General features: G+C 68.5%; 18 protein-coding genes. 9 read left to right on the top strand and 9 right to left on the bottom strand.

What is annotated here, in order from left to right:
• Positions 1-194: 194 nt before the first annotated feature.
• Positions 195-1181, bottom strand: a complete 987-nt coding sequence (locus tag VJ655_RS06705) for a D-glycerate dehydrogenase (protein ID WP_324110287.1) — start codon at positions 1179-1181, stop codon at positions 195-197.
• Positions 1182-1253: 72 nt separating this feature from the next.
• On the opposite strand from VJ655_RS06705, the gene VJ655_RS06700 reads away from it, so the two are divergent.
• The 4 genes from VJ655_RS06700 (at position 1254) to VJ655_RS06685 (ending at position 4563) form a co-directional block, all read left to right on the top strand.
• The gene (locus VJ655_RS06700) at positions 1254-1790 is read left to right on the top strand and encodes an SH3 domain-containing protein (RefSeq protein ID WP_324110286.1); all 537 of its coding nucleotides are present in this window, start codon (positions 1254-1256) and stop codon (positions 1788-1790) included.
• 68 nt (positions 1791-1858) lie between these two features.
• Positions 1859-2371, top strand: coding sequence for a 3-hydroxyacyl-[acyl-carrier-protein] dehydratase FabA (gene fabA / locus VJ655_RS06695; protein WP_324110285.1), 513 nt, complete (start codon positions 1859-1861; stop codon positions 2369-2371).
• An 86-nt stretch (positions 2372-2457) separates the two neighbouring features.
• Positions 2458-3669, top strand: coding sequence for a beta-ketoacyl-ACP synthase I (fabB, locus tag VJ655_RS06690; protein WP_324110284.1), 1212 nt, complete (start codon positions 2458-2460; stop codon positions 3667-3669).
• A 78-nt stretch (positions 3670-3747) separates the two neighbouring features.
• Complete coding sequence (locus VJ655_RS06685) at positions 3748-4563, top strand: enoyl-ACP reductase (protein WP_324110283.1); 816 nt, start codon at positions 3748-3750, stop codon at positions 4561-4563.
• 7 nt (positions 4564-4570) lie between these two features.
• Here the strand turns inward: VJ655_RS06685 and VJ655_RS06680 are convergent, their stop codons facing one another.
• The 6 genes from VJ655_RS06680 to coaBC form a co-directional block, all read right to left on the bottom strand.
• Positions 4571-5179 (bottom strand): TetR/AcrR family transcriptional regulator, encoded by a 609-nt coding sequence (locus tag VJ655_RS06680; RefSeq protein ID WP_324110282.1) that lies wholly within the window; start codon positions 5177-5179, stop codon positions 4571-4573.
• A complete protein-coding gene (locus VJ655_RS06675; protein ID WP_324110281.1) occupies positions 5179-6798 on the bottom strand; it encodes a DHA2 family efflux MFS transporter permease subunit in 1620 nt (539 codons plus the stop codon). Before VJ655_RS06675 ends, VJ655_RS06680 begins: the two co-directional genes overlap by 1 nt.
• 14 nt (positions 6799-6812) lie before the next feature.
• Positions 6813-7931, bottom strand: a complete 1119-nt coding sequence (locus VJ655_RS06670; protein WP_324110280.1) for an HlyD family secretion protein — start codon at positions 7929-7931, stop codon at positions 6813-6815.
• Between the two features lie 195 nt (positions 7932-8126).
• Positions 8127-8594 (bottom strand): dUTP diphosphatase, encoded by a 468-nt coding sequence (gene dut, locus VJ655_RS06665; RefSeq protein WP_324110279.1) that lies wholly within the window; start codon positions 8592-8594, stop codon positions 8127-8129.
• Positions 8595-8696: 102 nt separating this feature from the next.
• Positions 8697-10127, bottom strand: coding sequence for a serine hydrolase domain-containing protein (locus VJ655_RS06660; RefSeq protein WP_324110278.1), 1431 nt, complete (start codon positions 10125-10127; stop codon positions 8697-8699).
• A gap of 94 nt (positions 10128-10221) precedes the next feature.
• Complete coding sequence (gene coaBC / locus VJ655_RS06655) at positions 10222-11418, bottom strand: bifunctional phosphopantothenoylcysteine decarboxylase/phosphopantothenate--cysteine ligase CoaBC (protein ID WP_324110288.1); 1197 nt, start codon at positions 11416-11418, stop codon at positions 10222-10224.
• 168 nt (positions 11419-11586) lie between these two features.
• Here coaBC and VJ655_RS06650 point away from each other — a divergent pair, with 168 nt between their 5' ends.
• Positions 11587-12162 carry a hypothetical protein gene (locus VJ655_RS06650; protein WP_324110277.1) on the top strand — a complete coding sequence of 192 codons (576 nt, stop codon included), beginning with the start codon at positions 11587-11589 and terminating at the stop codon, positions 12160-12162.
• A gap of 15 nt (positions 12163-12177) precedes the next feature.
• Here the strand turns inward: VJ655_RS06650 and ubiB are convergent, their stop codons facing one another.
• The gene (ubiB, locus tag VJ655_RS06645; RefSeq protein ID WP_324110276.1) at positions 12178-13695 is read right to left on the bottom strand and encodes a 2-polyprenylphenol 6-hydroxylase; all 1518 of its coding nucleotides are present in this window, start codon (positions 13693-13695) and stop codon (positions 12178-12180) included.
• Between the two features lie 4 nt (positions 13696-13699).
• The gene (locus VJ655_RS06640) at positions 13700-14458 is read right to left on the bottom strand and encodes a class I SAM-dependent methyltransferase (protein WP_324110275.1); all 759 of its coding nucleotides are present in this window, start codon (positions 14456-14458) and stop codon (positions 13700-13702) included.
• Between the two features lie 81 nt (positions 14459-14539).
• On the opposite strand from VJ655_RS06640, the gene mutM reads away from it, so the two are divergent.
• The 4 genes from mutM to rpsT all read left to right on the top strand — a co-directional run bounded on the left by mutM (position 14540) and on the right by rpsT (position 17325).
• Positions 14540-15403: a bifunctional DNA-formamidopyrimidine glycosylase/DNA-(apurinic or apyrimidinic site) lyase gene (mutM, locus tag VJ655_RS06635; RefSeq protein ID WP_324110274.1), complete on the top strand. Its 864-nt coding sequence runs from the start codon at positions 14540-14542 to the stop codon at positions 15401-15403.
• Between the two features lie 109 nt (positions 15404-15512).
• Complete coding sequence (gene fabA / locus VJ655_RS06630; RefSeq protein WP_324110273.1) at positions 15513-16040, top strand: bifunctional 3-hydroxydecanoyl-ACP dehydratase/trans-2-decenoyl-ACP isomerase; 528 nt, start codon at positions 15513-15515, stop codon at positions 16038-16040.
• 62 nt (positions 16041-16102) lie between these two features.
• Positions 16103-16903, top strand: a complete 801-nt coding sequence (locus tag VJ655_RS06625; RefSeq protein WP_324110272.1) for an enoyl-CoA hydratase — start codon at positions 16103-16105, stop codon at positions 16901-16903.
• Positions 16904-17049: 146 nt separating this feature from the next.
• Positions 17050-17325, top strand: a complete 276-nt coding sequence (rpsT, locus tag VJ655_RS06620; protein ID WP_004617408.1) for a 30S ribosomal protein S20 — start codon at positions 17050-17052, stop codon at positions 17323-17325.
• Positions 17326-17669 lie beyond the last annotated feature (344 nt).

Raw genomic sequence — 17669 nt, 5'->3', positions numbered from 1 at the left:
GGGATCGCGCTGCAGCTCCTCGATGGTCGGCGGCGTCTCGCCAGCGCTCGCGGCCATGGCGGTTCCGGCCACGGACGCGGCGGCCGCCGCCGCGGCGAGTTCTCTACGCGTCAGCAAAACGGAAAATCCCCCAGCGACCTCTCCGATGATCTAGGCGAGGTCGAAGGTCGTCGCAATCTCCGGTAGCCGTCGCCCTACAGCATCGACGGGATCACGCGGTCCGGCGGCCGGTGGCCGTCCATGAAGGTCTTCACGTTGACGATGACCTTTTCGCCCATGTCGATCCGGCCCTCGACCGTGGCCGAGCCCATGTGGGGCAGCAGGACGACGTTGGGCAGCTTCAGCAGCTTGGGATTGATCGACGGCTCGTGCTCGTAGACGTCAAGGCCAGCGCCGGCGATCTCGCCCTTGGCCAGCATGTTGGCCAGGGCCCCTTCGTCGATCACCTCGCCACGGGCGGTGTTGACCAGCACCGCGTGCGGCCGCAGCAGCTTCAGGCGGCGGGCCGACAGCAGGTGGTAGGTGGCCGGGGTGTGCGGGCAGTTGACCGAGACGAAGTCCATCCGGGCCAGCATCTGGTCGAGGCTTTCCCAGTAGGTGCAGCCCAGCTCCTCGGCGATGCGCGGGCTGACGGGCTTGCGGTTGTGATAGTGCACCTGCATGCCGAAGGCCTTGGCGCGACGCGCCACGGCCTGGCCGATGCGGCCCATGCCGATGATGCCCAGACGCTTGCCCCACAGGCGTCGGCCCAGCATCCAGGTCGGCGACCAGCCGTGGAAGCCGCCGGCCTTGACCACCTCGGCGCCTTCGACGATCCGACGCGAGGCGGCCATGATCAGGGTCATGGTCAGGTCGGCGGTGTCCTCGGTCAGCACGCCTGGGGTGTTGGTGACGATGATGCCCCGCGCATTGGCCGTGGCCACGTCGATATTGTCGACCCCGGCCCCGAAATTGGCGATCAGCTTGAGCCGATCGCCGGATCGCGACAGAAGGCGCGAGTCGATGCGGTCGGTGATGGTCGGCACCAGCACGTCGGCCCGGCTCATGGCGTCGACGAGCTCGTCGGCCGTCATCGGCGCGTCGGAGACGTTCAGTTCGGTGTCGAACAGCTCGCACATCCGCGTCTCCACCGGATCGGGGAGTTTGCGGGTGACGATGACTTTGAGCTTGCGGGAGGGCATGGGCGGAATGAAAAGCTCTCTCTGACGGGCGTTTGAAAGCTGTAGCAAAGGGGCCCGAAGGGGCCAAGCAACATGCCGTCGAAAACAGAACAAGGTTTGTCTCGAATGCGTTTCACGCGGCTTTTCGCGGGAATCGTGGCGCTCGCGGCCGGACCGGCCGCCGCCGAGGGGCCGAAGATCACGCCCTCGGGGCTGGAGGTGCCGCGCTACGTCTCGCTGAAATACGCCGAGGTCAACGCGCGCAAGGGGCCTGACGAGGCCCACCAGCTGCTGTGGATCTACCACGCCAAGGGCCTGCCGGTGCAGGTGGTGGCCGAGACGCGCGAGTGGCGCCGGATCTGCGATCCCGAGGGCGGGGTGGCCTGGGTGCACAAGCGCACCACCGACGGGCGGCGCTCGGCCATGCGGGTCCAGCCGACCAATCTGCCGCTGCTCGGCGCGCCCAAGGCCGGGGCCAAGGTCACCGCCTATCTGAAGGCGCGCTCGGTCGCCGGCCTCGACAAGTGCGAGAAGGGCTGGTGCCGCCTGCGCGCCGACGGCGCGTCCGGCTGGGCGCGCGAGGCCGAGATCTGGGGCGCCGACCCCGCCGTCCAGTGCCGCAAGGGCTGAGCGGGACCGGAACGCGGCCCGACAGGGAAACGTTGAGGCCTGACCCGCCGCCGTGCTAGGGCGTCCCCATGCAGAAGAACGCCTATACCTTCGAAGAACTCCTGGCCTGCGGTCGGGGCGAACTTTTCGGCCCGGGCAACGCCCAGCTGCCGGCCCCGCCGATGCTGATGTTCGATCGGATCGTTCGGATCGAGTCGGAAGGCGGCAAGTACGGCAAGGGTTATGTCGAGGCCGAATTCGATATCAATCCGGACCTGTGGTTCTTCGGCTGCCACTTCATCGGCGACCCCGTCATGCCCGGTTGCCTGGGCCTGGACGCCATGTGGCAGCTGGTCGGCTTCTTCCTGGGCTGGTCTGGAGCCCCCGGCAGGGGGAGGGCCCTGGGCGTCGGCGAGGTGAAGTTCACCGGCCAGGTCACCCCGGACGTCAAGAAAGTCGTCTATAAGATCGACCTGAAGCGAGTCATCATGCGCAAGCTGGTCATGGGAATTGGCGAAGGCGTGTTGGAAGCCGACGGCAAGGTGATCTACGAAACCAAGGACCTCAAGGTCGGCCTGTTCACGGCCGAGCAGATGGCCTGAGCCGTTCAGACAACAGATCCATTGGATGAGACCGGCCGCTAGAGAGCCGGGCCCCCGGTGGATTGGGGGAGAAGAGGATTAGAGACATGCGTCGCGTCGTCGTCACCGGACTGGGAATCGTCTCGTCCATCGGCAACAACGCCAATGAAGTCCTGGCGTCGCTGCGCGAGGCGAAGTCTGGCGTGGTGGCCGCTCCGGAATATGCCGAGCTGGGCTTCCGCTGCCAGGTCCACGCCGCGCCCCAGATCGAGTGGGAGCCGCTGGTCGATCGCCGCGCGGCCCGCTTCCTGGCGCCCGGCACGGCCTACGCCCACATCGCCATGGAGCAGGCGATCGCCGACTCCGGCCTTGGGGAGAGCGACATCTCCAACGAGCGCACCGGCCTGATCGTCGGGTCGGGCGGCCCGTCCACCCGCGTCATCGTCGAGGCGGCGGCCACCACCCGGGAAAAGGGCCCCAAGCGCATCGGCCCGTTCGCGGTGCCCAAGGCGATGAGCTCGGGCCCGTCGGCGGTGCTGTCGACCTGGTTCAAGATCCGCGGGATCAACTATTCGATCAGCTCGGCCTGCGCGACCAGCGCCCACTGCATCGGCGCGGGCGCCGAGCAGATCCAGATGGGCAAGCAGGACATCATCTTCGCCGGCGGCTGCGAGGAGCTGGACTGGACCCTGTCGAACCTGTTCGACGCCATGGGCGCCATGAGCAGCAACTTCAACGACCGTCCGGCCGTGGCCAGCCGCGCCTATGACAAGGATCGCGACGGCTTCGTGATCGCCGGCGGCGCCGGCGTCGTGGTTCTCGAGGAATACGAGCACGCCAAGGCGCGCGGGGCCAAGATCTATGGCGAACTGGTGGGCTACGCGGCCAATTCCGACGGCTACGACATGGTCGCCCCGTCGGGCGAGGGCGCGGCGCGCTGCATGAAGCTGGCCATGGCGCAGGCCGGGAACCGGACCATTGACTACCTGAACCCGCACGGCACCTCGACGCCCGTCGGCGACAGCAAGGAGATGGGCGCGGTGCGCGAGGTGTTCGGCGACAAGCCGCCGATGATCTCGTCGACCAAGTCCCTGACCGGTCACAGCCTGGGCGCGGCCGGCGCCCAGGAGGCCATCTACTCGATCCTGATGCTCAACAACGGCTTCGCCGCCGAGAGCGCCAATATCGAGACGCTGGACCCCGAGTTCGCCGACCTGCCGATCCTGCGCCAGCGTGTGGACAAGCCGCTGAACACGGTGATGTCCAACAGCTTCGGCTTTGGCGGCACCAACGGCGCGCTGATCTTCAGCAAGGTCTAGGACCGAGCGGCAGGGTTCCGCCCGGGGGCGAGCCCTGCTAACTCAGCGGGCAACGATTTGCCAAAGAGGGCCCGACACATGGCCGACGATTACGCGTTCCCCAAGGGCGAGCTGATGCGGGGCAAGAAGGGCCTCGTCATGGGCGTGGCCAACCACAACTCGATCGCCTGGGGGATCGCCAGCCAGCTGGCCGCCCAGGGCGCCGAGATGGCCTTCACCTACCAGGGCGAAGAGCTCGAGCGCCGGGTGCGCCCGCTGGCCGAGAGCATCGGCGTCAAGACGATGATCCCCTGCGACGTCACCGACGACGCCTCGATGGACGCGGCCTTCGCTCAGATCGAGAAGGAATTCGGGACCCTGGACTTCGTCGTCCACTCGGTGGCCTTCGCCAACAAGAACGAGCTGAAGGGCTCGTTCGTGGACAACACCACGCGGGAAGGCTTCCTGCTGGCCATGAACATCTCGGCCTTCAGCTTCGTGGACGTGGCCAAGCGCGCGTCGAAGATCATGCCCAACGGCGGCTCGCTGATCACCATGACCTATCTGGGGTCGGAGCGGACCATTCCGAACTACAACACCATGGGCGTCGCCAAGGCCGCTCTGGAAGCCTCGACCCGCTACATCGCCCGCGACCTGGGCCCCAAGGGCATCCGCGCCAACGCCATCTCGGCCGGCGCCATGCGCACCCTGGCCCTGGCCGGCATCGCCGGCGGCCGCGGCATGATCGCCCAGGGCCGCGCGTTCTCGGCGATGAAGGAAGACACCTCGATGGAAGGGGTCGCCGGCTGCGCCCTGTGGCTGGCCTCGGACCTCGGCAAGTCGACCACCGGCGAGGTCGTCCACGTCGACGCCGGCTTCCACATGATGGGCATGCCGGATCAGGAAGAGGCGTAAGCCTCTCCTACGGCGCGTAGGCTCGCATGAAACGTTCGGCCGCTTCCCGCGCGAAGCGGCCGAATTCCTCCGGCGTCTTGTCCGACGGCAGGCGCAGCAGCGAGCGCATCTGGCTCTGGCCCATGATCATGCCGGAGAAGAACTCGGCGGCCTGGTCGCAATTCTCGACCTTCATCCGGCCAAGCTCGGTCTCGGTCTTGAGGAAGGCGGCCAGTTGGCGGCGGGCGCCCAGGGGCCCCGCCTCGTAGACCTCCTGGGCCACGTCGGGCATCTCGCCGGCGCCCAGCATCACCACCCGCATCATCGAGTAGCTCTTGTTGGTGATCACCGTCTCCAGCAGCGAGCGAGCGTAGGCCTCCAGCGTCGCGGTCGGGTTGTCGACGGCGTCGGGATCGCGCAGGGGCGCGGTGATGGACTCCACCCGCCGCTGCATCAGGGCCCGCATCAGGTCGGCCTTCGAGCCGTAGTGGTTGTAGACGGTCTGCTTGGACACCCCCGCGCGCCGGGCGATCGCCTCCATCGGCGCCGCCAGGCCGCGTTCGCCGATCACCTCGACGGCGGCGTCGAGAATGGCCTCGGTCTTGGCGACGTCGATCTGTCCGGGAATGCGCGGCATCAGTGGACGTCCGAGGGCGGCGGCGGAGCGTTCTTGGCCGGGCTGGCCAGCAGCGAGACGCCCGCGGCCAGGAAACACCCGATGGCCAGCAGGGTGAAGCTGTCGCCGAACGCCATCACCGTGGCCTGCTGCTGCAGCATGCCGCCGACGGCCTTGCGGGCCGCGCCGGCGGGGTCGGCGACGCCCAGCTGCATCATGCGCTCGGTCAGGCCCGCCATCATGTTGGCCGTCGCGCCGCCCTGGGTGACCTTCGAGGTCATGTCGTCGTAATAGAGCGCCGTCTGCTGGGTGATCGAGGTCGCCAGCAGCGCCAGGCCGATGGCGCCGCCGGTGTTGCGCGACAGGTTCACCAGGCCCGAGGCGTTCTTGACCATGTGCGGGGGCAGGGTGCTCATGGTGATCTGCTGGGTGGCGATCATGGCGATCATCACGCCCACGCCCCGGCAGGCCTGGACGCCGGCGAACTCCCAGAAGCCCCAGTCCTTGGTCACGGCGTGGGCCATGTACATGCCCCAGCCCGCCAGCAGGAAGCCGACGAACATCGGCACCCGCGGATCGGTCTTGCGCACCAGACGGCCCGCCAGGGGGCCGGTCAGGAACATCGACAGGCCCGACACGACCATGGTCGTGCCGACTTCGGACGCCGAATAGTGCCGCACCCGGCCCAGGAACTGCGGCAACAGGAAGGTGCCGCCGAACAGGCTGGCGCCCGAGACGGCGGTCATCGCCACCCCGACGGTGAAATTGCGATTGGCGAAGGCGCGCAACTCGACGATCGGATTGCTGTAGGTCAGCTGCCGCCAGATGAACGTGGCGCCGCCCACGACCGCCACGACCGTCAGCCACAGGATGGCGGTGTCGTCGAACCAGTCGTCCTTGGCGCCTTCCTCCAGCACGTACTGCATGCTCATCAGGAAGACGGCCATGACGGCTAGGCCGAACCAGTCGAAACCCTTGGCCAGGCTGGGGTCGCCCTTGTCGAAATCGCCCCAGCGGGCGACGCCGAACAGCACCAGAAGGCCGGTCGGGACGTTGATGAAGAACAGCCAGCGCCAGGACAGCGCCTCGGTCAGGTGCCCGCCCAGGGTGGGGCCGACGGTCGGGGCCAGGGTGACGATCAGGCCCATGATCACGCTGGCGGTGACGCGCCGCTCCGGCGGGAAGGCCGTGAAGGCCACGGCGAACACCGTCGGGATCATCGCCCCGCCGATGAAGCCCTGCAGGGCGCGCGTCAGGATCATCATGTCGATCGACGAGGAAAGTCCCGTCAGCACGCTCATGACGATGAAGCCCGTGCACGAAATCAGGTAGAGGCGCTGGGTGCCCCATAGCCGCGAGAGATATCCCGACAGCGGGATCATCACGACCTCGGGGATCAGGTATGCGGTCTGGATCCAGCTGATCTGGTCGGTGCTGGCCCCGACGCCAGCCTGGATCTGCGGCAGCGAGGCCGCGACGATCTGGATGTCGAGGATGGCCATGAACTGGCCAATGACCATGGCGCCGAAGCCGAGGAACAGCTTTCCCCAATCGACATGAGGCGTCGCGCCAGGGGGCGTCGCGCCGGGGGACGTGGGCTGCTTCGGCGCTCGCGAAGCGGGGAGGGCGGCGTCGGTCATGACGCGATCGCCCTTTAGCGGTCCACGCCCTGTCGGGCGACTTGGGCGTTGGTCGGCTTGACGTCCGTGTGGGCGGCCTCGGCGAACGAGGGACCCGAGCGGTCGCGGACGTCGACCTTGATTTCGACCGACAGGCCCGGACGCAAGGCCGCGCCTAGCTGGCTGCGGTCGACGACGATCTTCACCGGCAGGCGCTGGGTGATCTTGGTGAAGTTGCCGACCGCGTTCTCGACCGGGATCAACGCGAACTCCTGGCCGGTGGCGGGGGCGAAGCTGTCGACCTTGCCGACGATCTTCTGCTTGCCGAAGGCGTCGGCCTTGATCTCGACCGGCTGGCCGACCCGGATGCGGGCGACCTGGGTCTCCTTGAAATTGGCGACGATATAGGCCTGGCCGAGCGGCACGACCGACATCAGGGCCACGCCCGGCTGGACCAGTTGGCCGGGACGGACCGAGCGGGCCCCGACGACCCCGGCGACGGGCGCGCGGATCACGGTGCGTTCCAGATCCAGCTTGGCCTGCTCCACGGCGGCGTGGGCGGCGGCGGCCTGGGCGATGGTCTGGGCCTTGGCCGAGCCCAGCGACTGGGCCGAGCGGCGTTCGGCCTCCAGCGCGGCCTGGGCGCTGGTGACGCCGGCGGCGGTCTGGGTGGCGGCCGCGCGCTCGGTCTGCACCTTCTGCTGGGAAACCCAGCCCTGGTTGGCCAGGGCGTTATAGCGGTCGAGATCGGCCTTGGCGCGGCTGGCGTCGGCCTGGGCGCTGGTCACGCCGGCGGCCCGCTGGGCGATCATAGCCTGTTCCAGGCTCGACTTGTCGTCGATGGCGCGGATGGCGGCGTCGGCCGCGCCGGCGTTGGCGATGGCCTGGTCGAGCTTGGCCTGGAAGGTCGACGGATCGATCCTGGCCAGCACCTGGCCGGCGTCGACGCGCTGGTTGTCGGTCACCAGCACCTCAACCACATAGCCGGAGACCTGCGGGCTGACCTGCACGGTGTCGGCCTGGACGAAGGCGTTGTCGGTGCTCTCGAAGCGTTGCTTGTCGAGGAACCACAGCGTCCCGCCCACGACCACCGCGGCCAGGACGACCCCGCCGGCGATCATTGGGAACAGCTTTTTGTTTTGCGGCGACGCCATGATCGGACCTTACCCAGAAAGCATGAGCGCGCCCGATAGGGAGATCGGCGTCGCGCGGCAAGCGATAAATGGACGCAGTCGTCCATAAATCAACGCGCCTAAGAATAAGTTTCTGCGACGGGTTGCCCACGCGCCACGCCCAACGCGAAAAGCCGAGGAAGGCTCCTGGGCTGGCGGACTTTCCTGAACCCCCGCCTAAACTCCGGTCGAGCCGAAACCGCCGGCCCCGCGATCGGTGGCCTCCAGGTCCTCGACCTCGATCAGCGGCCACTGCGGGGCCGCCGCGATGATCCCCTGGGCGATGCGGTCGCCGCGGCGGATGGTGAAATCCTCTTCGCCGAGGTTGATCAGCAGCACGCAGACTTGGCCGCGATAGTCGCTGTCGACGGTGCCGGGCGCGTTGACCACGGTGACGCCGTTCTTGGCGGCCAGGCCCGAGCGCGGCCGGACCTGCATCTCGTAGCCGTCGGGGATGGCCACCGAAAACCCGGTCGGGGCCATGCAACGCGAGCCGGGCTTCAGCACGATCGGCTCGTGCTCGGGCACGGCCGCCCGCAGGTCGAAACCGGCCGCCCCGGCCGTGGCGTAGGTCGGGACCGGAAGGTCTTGATTGCCTTCCCAGCGCTTGAAGCGGATGGCGAGGCCGGCGGGGATGGCGGACATGCGAGCGGATCCTGGATCTGGGAAGTCGCCCCGGCTGTAGCTGATTTGCGGGGAGGTGGGCCAGAGGGAGCGCGGCCAGAGGGGCGGGCTCAGGCGAGGCCGCTACTTCTCCGCCCGCCGCGAGAACGTGAAGCGCTGGCCGTCCGCTTCGGCCGCGCCATGGTCGGCGTCGTCGAAGGTCAGCACGATGTTCTGCTCGGTGATGAAGAACGACTGCTCGGAAGAAGGGACCAGCTTGAAGGCCTGACCCTTGCGGAGTTCGAGCAGCATGGCGTCGCCGGCCTCGCGGATCTCGAAGGTTCCCAGGCCCTTGATCTCGAACGTCCCGGCGAACGGGCGCTGAGCCGCGAGGGCCAAGGGCGCGGCCTCGCGGACGATCGGCCGATTGTCGCTCCAGCCATAAGCGACCGCGACGCCGCGCAGGATTTCCTGGCCCAACTGGTAGCCCTGATCGCCATTGGTCAGGATCACCGCGCCGTCGCCCGTCTCGGGATGGCCGATCAGGGTGGCCTTGTAGCCAGCGTTCGAGCCGTCGTGGAAAAAGGAAAGAGCCTCGCCCTGGCCCGTGACCTTGAAGCCCAGGCCCCAACCGCCGGGCTGCGGCGTCAACATCTCGCGCGCCGTCTCCCGTGACAGCACCTTGCCCCGCCCGTGGGACGCGTTCTGAACCTCGATGACGAAGCGCGCGAGCTCGGTCGCGCTGGTCCAGAGGCCCGCCGCCGCCATTTCGGGATAGACATGAAAGCCGCCGGGGATCGGCTGGCCGGCCTCGTCATGGGCCAAGGCGACGTTCGGCGTTCCGGCGGCCAGGGGCTGGTCGAAGGTGCTGCGGGCCATGCCCAGCGGCGCGAGGAGCTTGGCGCGCGCGATGGCGGGGAAGGGCTTGCGCGCGGCGTCGGTCACGGCCAGCTGGACGATCGTGTAGCCGCCGCCGGAATAGCGATAGCCGACCCCCACCGGCTGGTCGACCACCACGGGCGGGGTGTTGGCTGGCGCCGCGCCGTCCAGAATCTGCGGGACCGTCGGAATGGTGGCGCCGACCGCGTAACCCGGAAAGCCGTGAACTGTTGCGCCGGCGGCGTGCGACAGCAGTCGGCGCAGGGTGACCGGAGACGCTCGGGTGAAGGCGTTCTCCGGCAGGGTCCAGCTCTTCAGAGCGGCGTTGATCGGAGCGTCCAGCGACAGGACGCCGTCCTGAACCAGGGCCAGGGCCGTGACGGCGGCGACCGGCTTGCTGACCGAGCCGGCCTGGAACAGGGTGTCGGCGTCCACGGGTTCGCCGCCGGGGCCGACGACGCCATAGCCCCTAGCCCAGTCCAGCTTGCCGTTCCGCACAACGGCTATGGCGACGCCGGGCGTCTTGAGGGCTCGCATCCGGTCTTCCAGGCGACGGCCGTCCGCGCTCGCGCCCTCGATGACCACGGCGGAGCGCAAGCCGGTCTCGACGGCGTGGCGGCGGTCGGCGGCGGTGTCGGCTTGCGCTAGTCCAGGCAGGGTCAGCAACGCGCCCAGGGCCAGGATCGAGAGCTTCATGTGGCGCTTCCCCAACGACGACAGCGCAGCTTCGCCGCCTCGCCATGGTCGACGCAACATAAGGATATGTAACCTCCGGGCAGTCGCCCGGCCCTTACCCCAGCGCCCTGGCGATCCGGTCCGCGATCTGGGCGGCCACCTGGTCCTTCGCCGCGCGGTCCCAGCGCTCGGTCTTGTCCTTGGTGACCAGCAGCACGGCGTTCTCGCCGCCGCCCATCACGCCGGGCTGGGTGACGTCGTTGGCGATGATCCAGTCGCAGCCCTTGCGGGCCAGCTTGGCGCGGGCGTGCTCCTCGACGTGGTCGGTCTCGGCCGCGAAGCCGACGACCAGTCGCGGCCGGTTCGGGCCGGTGGCCGACAGGGTGGCCAGGATGTCGGGGTTCTCGACGAAGGTCAGGGCCGGCGGGCCGCCCTTCTCCTTCTTCAGCTTGGCGCCAAACGCCTCGTCGACGCGCCAGTCGGCGACGGCGGCCACGAAGACGCCGACATCGGCGGGCAGGGCCGCCTGGCTGGCGGCCAGCATCTGCCGCGCGGTCTCGACGTCCACGCGCTTGACGCCGGGCGGGGTGGGGAGGAAGACCGGGCCGGCGATCAGGGTGACCTCGGCGCCAAGTTTGGCCAGGGCTTCGGCGATGGCGAAGCCCTGCTTGCCGCTGGAGCGGTTGGTGATCCCGCGCACCGGGTCGATCGGCTCGAACGTGGGGCCGGCCGTGACCAGGGCGCGCTTCCCGGCCAGCGGCCGGACAGCCTTTCCTTCAAGAAGCGCGACGATGGCCGCGAAGATCTCCTCCGGCTCGGCCAGGCGGCCCGGTCCGAACTCGCCGCAGGCCATGGCGCCCTCGTCGGGGCCGACGAAGGACACGCCATCGGCCTTCAGGGTCTCGACGTTGCGCTGGACGGCCGGGTGCAACCACATGCGCACGTTCATGGCCGGGGCCATCAGCACCGGCTTGTCGGTGGCCAGCAGGGTGGTGGAGGCCAGATCCCCGGCCAGGCCGTTCGCGGCCTTGGCGATCAGGTCGGCCGTCGCCGGGGCCACGACCACCAGATCGGCCGAGCGCGACAGCTCGATATGGCCCATCTCCGCCTCGTCGGTCAGCGAGAACAGATCGTCATAGACCTTGTCCTCGGCCAGCGCGGCCAGGGACAGGGGCGTGACGAACTCCGCGCCCGCCTTGGTCAGGATCGGCCGCACGGCGATCCCGGCCTTGCGCAGCAGGCGCACCAGCAGCAGCGCCTTGTAGGCCGCCACGCCGCCGCCGACGATCAGAAGAACCCGCTTAGCCTTCAAGTTCTGGCCGCTCACGTCGCGCTCCGCTCCTACGTCCGTCCCGTCCCTTGCACATGCCCACCCTCGGGCCAAAGCGCCAGAGACAATCCTATGGTGAAGATAGGGACTCGACTCGTGTTCCGCTTTCGTTCAATAAACGTAAAAGTAGAGAAACGAGGCGATGCTATCATGAAGATTGTGCGACAAGTCTCTCCAGGGCTGCTTCGGGGCGCCTTCGCGATCCTGTTGCTGGCCGGTCTTTCAGCCTGCGACAGCGGCGCTTCGGCGGTCAAGGCGCCCAAGGCGGGCGACCGGGCCAGCGTCGATGTCGCCTCGCCCTCGGGCGGATCGGAGGACGGCGCGAACGGCGGCGGCCGGCGGAGCGATCCGCGCGACGCGCCGGTCAGGCTGGTGGCGGGCAAGCCGTACTGGGCCGCCAACCGCACCCGCACCGCCGAGGAGAACGCCCAGCGCTCGTTCGAGCGCAACGGCGAGACGTTCGGGGCCAAGAGCGCGGAGGACTACGTCGCCAAGGTCCACGCCTTCGTCAGCGACCCGCCCAAGGGCGCGCAGACTCTGAAGCGTCCGAACGGCGACCTCCTGATCTACGATCCCAAGGACAACGTCTTCGCGGTGGTCTCGCGCGAGGGCGCGCCGCGCACGATGTTCAAGCCCGACGAGGGCGCGTCCTATTGGGACGAACAGAAGACCCGCGAGGCGCGCCGGGCCTCGGCGGCTAAGAAGCGGGACCAGGCGGAAGGCTAGGCCTCCCCTGGTGCGCTAGAGGGGGTGCGGCGCCAGGAGCAGACCGGTGACGAAGGCCGCGCCCGCCGTCGCGGCCCCGACCAGGAACCACAGCAGTGGCCAGGTATGCTCGCGCTCGACCTTTACGACGGTCGTCGCCGGCGGCGCCTCGGCCAAGCGGGCCAGGGCCCTGATCGCGCGAAGGGCTTCCTCGGCGAAGTCGCGGACCTTGGCGGCGGGCGACAGCTCGCGGGCGATCCAGCGGCGCACCACCGGGTCGGCGGCGGCCCACAGGTCGTGGGTGGGGTCGATGCGGCGGGCGACGCCCTCGACCGTGACCATGGTCTTCTGCAGCAACACGAGCTCGGGCCGCAGGGCCATGTCGAACAGGGCGGTGATCTCGAACAGCTGGGCCAGCAGTCGGCCCATCGAGACCTCGCGGGCGTTGCGGCCGAACACAGGCTCGCCGACCGCGCGCAGGGCCTGGGCGAAGGCGTGGATGTCCTGGTGAGCGGGCACGTAGCCGGCGTCGAAATGCACCTTGGCCACGCGGGCGTAGTCGCGGTTCAGGAAGCCGTAGAGGATCTCGGCCAGATAGCGGCGCTCGCCAGGGCCCAGGCGTCCGATGATGCCATAGTCCACCGCCGTCACCGTCGAGGGGGCGGCCACGAACAGGTTGCCCTCGTGCAGGTCGGCGTGGAACAGGCCGTGGTCCAGGGCCTGGGCCAGGAAGCCGCGGGTGATGTTCTCGGCCAGAGCCTTGCGATCCAGGCCCGGCAGCGTCAGCGCCTCCGGATCGGACAGGGCGACCCCTTCGGCCCAGGTCAGGGTCAGGACCCGCTTGCCCACGCCCTCCCAGCAGACGGCCGGCGCGCGCATATAGGCGTCCTTGGCCATGGCCTCGCCCAGCTCGGCGCAGCCGGCGGCCTCGAAGCGCAGGTCCATTTCCAGCTCGAGCGCGCGGATCACCACCTCGACGAATTGGGTGGGCCGCAGCCGGCGCGAGGCGGGCGCCAGGGTTTCGGCCAGGCGGGCGGCCAGGCGCAGCACGGCGGTGTCCTGGACCACCTGGCGTTCGACGCCGGGACGCAGCACCTTCACCGCCGCCTTGCGGCCGTCGACCAGGGTGGCCGGATGGGCCTGGGCCAGGGAGGCGGCGGCGACGGACTCGCCGATTTCGGCGTAGATCTCGCCCAGCGGCTTGCCGAGGTTGCGCTGGATCTCGGCCTCGGCGACCGCCAGCGGGAAGGGGGCCAGTCGATCCTTTAAATGGGCCAGGTCCTCGGCGAAGGCGGTCCCGAAGATGTCGGCCCGCGTCGACAGGAACTGGCCCATCTTGATCGCGGCCGGGCCCTGGCGCTCCAAGACCTTGGCCAGGCGCTCACCGGGCCGGCCACGCCGGGCGGCCGGGCCGGCGAACAGGCGTAGCAGCCGCCCGACCAGCTTGGCCGAGGGCGGCAGCAGCGGCTCGACCTCGCGCGGGACCAGGGCGTCGGCCCGCACCAGGGCCCAGCCCGCCCCGGTCAGGCGCCAGAAGGCGGAAAAGCCAGCCACGACCCTAAAGCGCCCAGCCCTGGTGCAGGGCCGCGACGCCGCCGGTGAAGTTGGTGTAGCTGACCCGCTTGAAGCCAGCGTTCTCGATCATGCCGGCGAAGGTCCGCTGGTCGGGGAAGCGGCGGATGCTCTCGACCAGGTACTGATAGGCGTCGCGGTCCTTGGCGACCCACTCGCCGACCTGCGGAATGACCTTGAAGCTGTAAGCGTCGTAGGCCTTGGCCAGGGCCTCGGTCACCGGACGCGAGAACTCCAGGCACAGGAAGCGGCCGCCCGGCTTGAGCACCCGGCGGGCCTCGCGCAGGGCCGCGTCGATGTCGGTGACGTTACGGATGCCGAAGCTGATCACATAGGCGTTGGCGTAGTTATCGGGCAGCGGCAGGCGTTGGGCGTCGCCGACCGTCCAGGTGATCTCCGGTTCGCCGCCGCGCTCGATGCCGGCCATGATCATCTCGGCGTTGTAGTCGATGATGTTGATGGTCGCGTCGGGACCGCCGCGCCGCTGCTGGGCGTTGCGAGCCATCTTGGCGAAGCGGCGGGCCATGTCGCCGGTGCCGCCGGCGCAGTCGATGATCACCTCGCCCGGCTGCGGGTTCAGGCGCGCGGCCACGGCGTCCTTCCACAGGCGATGCACCCCGCCGCTCATCAGGTCGTTCATGATGTCGTAGTTCTTGGCCACGCGGTCGAACACCCCGCGCACCAGGCCCGCCTTCAGCGAGGCGTCGACATCCTTGAAACCGAAGCTGGCGGAGGTGTTGCTCATGACGTCTGGGCCGGATCCACTATATGAACGTCCGCTATTAGCCCGCGCGCCGCGTCGCGTCATCGCCTTAAGGGTCTAAGCTTGCCCGAATTGCCCGAAGTGGAGACCGTCCGGCGCGGTCTGGAGCCGGTGCTGTCCGGCGCGCGCCTGACCCGGGTCCGCGCCAATCGGCCCGATCTGCGCTTTCCCCTGCCCGAGGGTTTCGTCCAGCGGCTGACCGGCGCGACGATCCTGCGCCTGGACCGGCGGGCCAAGTACATCCTGGCCCCCCTCGATCGCGGCGACACCCTGGTCATGCACCTAGGGATGACCGGCCGCTTCGAGATCGCGGCGCCCGAGGGAACGGTCAGGCCTGGCGATTTCGCCCGCGCCGTCACGCCCGATGACAAGCACGCCCACGTCGTCCTCGAGACCGAAGAGGGCGCGACCGTCACCTATTACGACCCGCGCCGCTTCGGCTTCATGGACCTGATCCCGACCGACCGCGTCAGCCATCACCCCTGGTTCGCGACCATGGGTCCCGAGCCGTTGGGCGAGGGTTTCGACGCCGCGACGCTGGAAAAGGCCTTCGCCGGCCGCAAGCAGGGGCCCAAGACCCTGCTGCTGGACCAGCGCACGGTGGCGGGCCTGGGCAATATCTATGTGTGCGAGGCCCTGCACCGAGCGCGCATCTCGCCGTTCAAGCCGTCGGGCGGCGTCGCCAGGAAGCGGCTGGGTCCGTTGACCACGGCGATCAAGGACGTGCTGGCCGAGGCCGTCGCGGTCGGCGGCTCCACCTTGAAGGACTTCGCCGCCGCCGATGGGGCGCTGGGCTATTTCCAGCATCGCTTCCGCGTCTACGACCGCGAGGGCGAGCCGTGCCCGACCCCCGGCTGCAAGGGCGTCATCGCCCGCGAGGTCCAGGCGGGGCGGTCGACGTTCTTCTGCCCGGTTTGTCAGGTCTGAACGGGCGAGGCGCGCAATCTTGACGTCCGCCTCGCCAGCCTCGCAACCTGCGTGATGTCGAGGCGACGCGGCGCGCACCGCCCGCGCGACCTTCGAGGGGGGATCCGACTTGGCCAATCCGCACGACCACCACGTCCCGAAGGACCACTACACCAAGGCGGACCTGATCCAGTCCGGCCTTGGCGGCTATTTCGGCCCCGGCAACGCGCAGCTGCCCGCGCCGCCGATGCTGATGATGGACCGGATCACCGAGATCAGCCTGGACGGAGGCGACTTCGGCAAGGGCCATGTGATCGCCGAGTTGGACATCACGCCGGACCTCTGGTTCTTCGCCTGCCACTTCATTGGCGATCCGGTCATGCCGGGATGCCTGGGCCTGGACGCCATGTGGCAGGTGATCGGCTATTGGCTGGGCTGGTCGGGTTCGCCGGGCAAGGGGCGGGCCCTGGGTGTCGGCGAGGTCAAGTTCCGCGGCGACGTCACGCCCGCCAATCGCCTCGTCCGTTATGAGATCAGCCTGAGACAGGTTCGTCGCGGCAAGCTGGCCCTGGGCCTCGGGAACGGGCGGATGTTCGCCGACGGGGAATGCATCTACACGGCCAGCGACCTCAAGGTCGGCATGATCGAACAGAGATAGCGGGGCTCCCCAAGCGCGCCGCCCCCTCTATAACTGCGTCGCTCAAGCAGGAGACCGCCCCGATGGCGCAAGACAAGGCCGACTACCAGACCCTGATCGTCGAGACGCCCGAGCGGGCGCCCGGCGTGACCCTGATCCGCCTGAATCGGCCCGAGGCGCTGAACGCCCTCAACAGCCAGTTGCTTGGCGAGCTGGGCCAGGCCCTGGCGGCGGCGGAGGCGGATGACGCCGTGGGCTGCATCGTGCTGACCGGCTCGACCAAGGCCTTCGCGGCCGGCGCCGATATCAAGGAGATGTCGGACAAGACCTATGCGCAGATGTTCAAGGCCGACTTCTTCACCGCCGGGGCGCGGGCCATCGAACAGTGCCGCAAGCCGATCATCGCCGCCGTCTCCGGCTACGCCCTGGGCGGTGGCTGCGAGCTGGCCATGATGTGCGACTTCATCCTGGCCGCCGACACCGCCAAGTTCGGCCAACCCGAGATCAATCTGGGCGTCGCCCCCGGCATCGGCGGCACCCAGCGCCTGACCCGCTTCGTGGGCAAGTCCAAGGCCATGGACATGATCCTGACCGGGCGGATGATGGACGCGGCCGAGGCCGAGCGCTCGGGCCTGGTGTCGCGGATCTTCCCGGCCGACGCCCTGATCGACGAGACCCTGGCCGTCGCGGCCAAGATCGCGGGGCAGTCGCCCCTGGCCGTCGCCATGAACAAGGAACTGGTCGAGGCGGCCTATGAGACGACCCTGACGACGGGTGTCGCGCTGGAGCGCAGGCTGTTCCACTCGCTGTTCGCCTTCGAAGACCAGAAAGAAGGCATGGCGGCCTTCGTCGAGAAGCGCAAACCGGCGTTCAGGGGAAAGTGATCGTCCGTTAAACGATTGCGTCAAACCGGCCCGCAGGAATCCGCCTGTGGACCGTTGACCCCGGCCAGCGCTTCCCGTATATCCGCGCGCTCTATTTTCCCTGCTTCGCGGCCGCCCGCGCGGCTGTCCGTTTGAAGGTCCGATCCATGGCCAATAATCCCGGCGCCAAGAAAGCGATCCGCAAGATCGCTCGCCGCACCGAAGTCAACACCGCCCGCCGCTCGCGCGTGCGCACCTTCCTGCGCAAGTTCGAAGACGCGATCGCCAAGGGCGACGTGGCTGTCGCCAAGGCCGCGTTCGTCGAGGCTCAATCCGAGCTGATGCGCGCCGTTTCCAAGGGCGTCGTCCATCCCAATACGGGCTCGCGCAAAGTCTCGCGCCTGGCTGCCCGTCTGAAGAAGCTGGATAAGGCCGCCGCCTAGTCCAGATTCTGGACGAACGCTGTTCGACCAACGAATTCAAGTATTTACGAAAGCCGGTCAGGTTCTCCTGGCCGGCTTTTGCTTTGAATCCGGCGTTCTTTTTCAGCCGTTGCAATCTGTGATCTGAGTAGGCTTTCGCGCTATTCCCTTGCCAGGCGAGGCCCTCTCGCGAGTCAACAGAAATATCCGCGACCGGACGCAAGTTTTCCGTTTGACCGGCCCGGGCCGCTAGCTAGTTTAAGCGTCTCAACGCTTCTCCAGTCTTGGAAAAAACAAGGCGGCGGCGGACCGATCGTGTTCGCCGAGTAAGAACCTGTGTGCGTTGAAAAAAGAACCGGTCGCGC

The sequence above is a fragment of the Caulobacter sp. genome (genome assembly GCF_035254145.1).
GTDB lineage: Bacteria > Pseudomonadota > Alphaproteobacteria > Caulobacterales > Caulobacteraceae > Caulobacter.
This window is presented reverse-complemented; position numbering and strand designations above follow the sequence as displayed.